Genomic DNA, 3,144 nt, shown 5'->3' on the forward strand with positions numbered 1-3,144 from the left:
GCAGACACAGACCCACCACCGACTCGACGCCCACACCACGCTGCATCAACAAACGAGCGATCCGACCAGCCCGCTCATCCAGAGCCGCGTACGACAACTCCACCCCATCGGCCACCACCGCGACCGCATCCGGATCAGCACCCACCACCCCGGCGAACAGATCGACAACCCGCTCCCCAGGCACCACACCCACCGTGTCGTTCCAGGTCTCCAGCACCTGAACGCGCTCACGATCGTCGAGCACCGACAACGCGTCCACCGAAAGGTCCGGATCCGCCGTCAACGCCTCGACCGCACGAACGAACCACCCCGCGAGCCGTTGCACCGTCTCCGTGTCGAACAGATCAACCGACCCGGTCACCGCACCCAACAACCCCGCCGGCTCACCCTGACCGCCGAAGGTCTCGCTGAACCGCAGATCGAGGTCGAACTTCGCCGATGCCGCCGACGGCCCGCCGCCCGCCGCGTCACCGGCCGCTGGCGCCGGCCCTCCGGCCAGGTCGAGCTCGGCACGTTCGGTGTTCTGCAGGACCAGCATCACCTGGAACAGCGGGTGCCGCGACAGCGACCGCTCCGGGGCCAGCTCCTCCACCAGCCGCTCGAACGGCACGTCCTGGTGAGCCAGAGCCCCCAGCGCGGCCTCCCGCACCCGACGCAGAACCTGCCGGAAGTTCGGTCGCCCGGACAGGTCGGTACGGATCACCAGGTTGTTGACGAAGAACCCGACCAGATCGTCGAGAGCCTCGTCGGTACGGCCGGCGATCGACGACCCGATCGGGATGTCGGTGCCCGCCCCCAACCGGGACAACAACACCGCCAGCGCCGCCTGCAGGACCATGAACGGAGTACTGCCCTCCGCCTGAGCCAGATCGGCCAGGCGCTGGTGAGCGCCGGCCGGGATCCGCAGCTGAACGCGGGACCCGCGGTGGCTGGCGACCGCCGGCCGCGGCCGGTCGATCGGAAGGGCCAACTCGTCCGGTACCCCGTGAAGGGTCTGTCGCCAGTACTCGACCTGGGTCGACAGCAGACTCTCCGGGTCGGACAGGTCGCCGAGCAGATCCGTCTGCCACAGGGTGTAGTCGGCATACTGCACCGGCAGCGGTTCCCAGGTGGGCTCCTCGCCACGCCGCCGGGCCTCGTACGCGGTGTTCACGTCCCGGGCCAGCGGTGCGGTGGACCAGCCGTCGCCGCCGATGTGGTGCATCACCAGGACGAGAACCTGGCGCTGCGGTCCAGCCTCGAACAACCAGGCCCGAATCGGCACCTCCTGCGACAGGTCGAACGGGTGCTGCGTGGCCTGCTGGAGGCGTTCCGAAAGTTCCGCCGGCTGGATCTGCTGCACCTCCAACCGCCAGGTCAACTCGTCCGGGGTGAGGATCCGCTGGTACGGCTCGCTGTCGGTCATCACGAACGTCGTCCGCAGAGACTCGTGCCGGACCAGCACATCCCGCAGTGCCGCGTCCAGTGCGGCGACGTCCACCTCGCCGGACAGCCGGACCACCGAAGGCACGTTGTACGTCGGGCTGGGGCCCTCCAACTGGGCCACGAACCACAACCGGCGCTGGGAGAACGAGAGCGGAATCCGCTCCGGACGCTCCCGGCGTCGCAGCGGTGGCCGGGTGACGACCATGCCGCCACGGGACAGCTCCACCGCGAGCCCGGAGGGCGAGGACGCCTCGAACAGGGTCGCCAGCGACAGTTCGATGCCCAGTCCGACCCGGATGCGGGAGATGAGCCGTACGGCGAGAAGCGAGTGCCCGCCCAGCGCGAAGAAACTGTCGTCGACCCCGACCGTGTCCACGCCCAGCACCTCGGCGAAGGCCGCACAGAGCGACTGCTCCAGCGGGGTGGCCGGTGCCCGGCCGTCCCTGGTGGTGTAGTCGGGTGCCGGCAGGGCGGCACGGTCGAGTTTGCCGTTGGGGGTCATCGGCAACGCCGGCAGGGCCACGAACGCGGTCGGCACCATGTAGTCCGGCAACCGCTCGCCCATGAACACCCGCAACCCGCTGTCCGCAAGCTCCTCGTCTCCGGCGACCACATACGCGACCAACCGCCGGTCACCCGGAGTGTCCTCCCGGACAAGCACAGCGGCCTGGACCACTCCCGGGCAGCCGGCCAGCACCGCTTCGATCTCGCCGGGTTCGATCCGGAAGCCGCGGATCTTCACCTGCTCATCGGCCCGACCCACGAACATCAACTGCCCGTCGCCGGTCCACTTCACCCGGTCACCGGTCCGGTACATCCGTTCACCCGGCACGTACGGGCAGGCCACGAACCGCTCCGCGGTCAGCCCCGACCGGCCCACATATCCGCGCGCCACCGAAGCGCCGGCCACATACAACTCACCGACGACACCGGTCGGCACCGGCACCAGCCCGTCGTCGAGCACGAACAGCCTCGCGTTCGCGATCGGCCCGCCGATCCCCGGCCGGTCCCCGACACCCAGGGGGCCGGACATCGACGCACACACCGTCGTCTCCGTCGGCCCGTACGCGTTGATGAACCGCCGGCCCGGCGCCCACCGGTCGACCAGGGTCCGCTCCAACGCCTCACCGGCCGACACCAACGTCGTCACCGACGCCAACTCGTCGGTCGCCAACGCGCCCAGTACCACCGGCGGCAACGTCGCATGCGACACCCGGTGCCGGTCGATCACCCCGGCCAGACCACCACCGGGCAACTCCGCACCCGGCAACAACTGCTCCTGCGCGGCCACCACCAGCACCGCACCCGAACACGACGCCATCAACACTTCCCACGTCGCCGCGTCGAACCCGACCGACGCGAACTGCAACACCCGGTCACCGGGACCCACCCCGACCCCCAACTGCTGCGCGACCGCCAGATTCACCGCGCCACCGTGCGTCACGGCCACCCCCTTCGGGGTACCCGTCGACCCCGAGGTGTAGATCACGTACGCCAGGGCGTCCGCCGTCGGAGTCACCTCCGGCGCCTGGGCCGGGCCAGCGGCCAGTTGCGCCCGCACCATCGGATCGTCCAACGCCACCGACAGGACGCCGCTGGCCGGCAACTCGTCCAGCACGTCGGCCACACCCAGCACCACGATCGCCCGTGAATCGGCCAGCATCAGCCCGATCCGCTGGGCGGGGTAGCGCGGATCGATCGGTACGTACGCGGCGCCCG

At 70.1% G+C, this 3,144-nt stretch carries 1 protein-coding gene; it reads right to left on the bottom strand.

Annotation, left to right across the window (positions count from 1 at the left end; genetic code table 11):
• Positions 1-3,144, bottom strand: a 3,144-nt coding sequence (locus I0C86_RS40430) for a non-ribosomal peptide synthetase (protein WP_196206607.1), incomplete at both ends; no start/stop codon positions are given.

Origin of the sequence: Plantactinospora alkalitolerans (assembly GCF_015690345.1) — a bacterium.
Lineage (GTDB): Bacteria > Actinomycetota > Actinomycetes > Mycobacteriales > Micromonosporaceae > Plantactinospora > Plantactinospora alkalitolerans.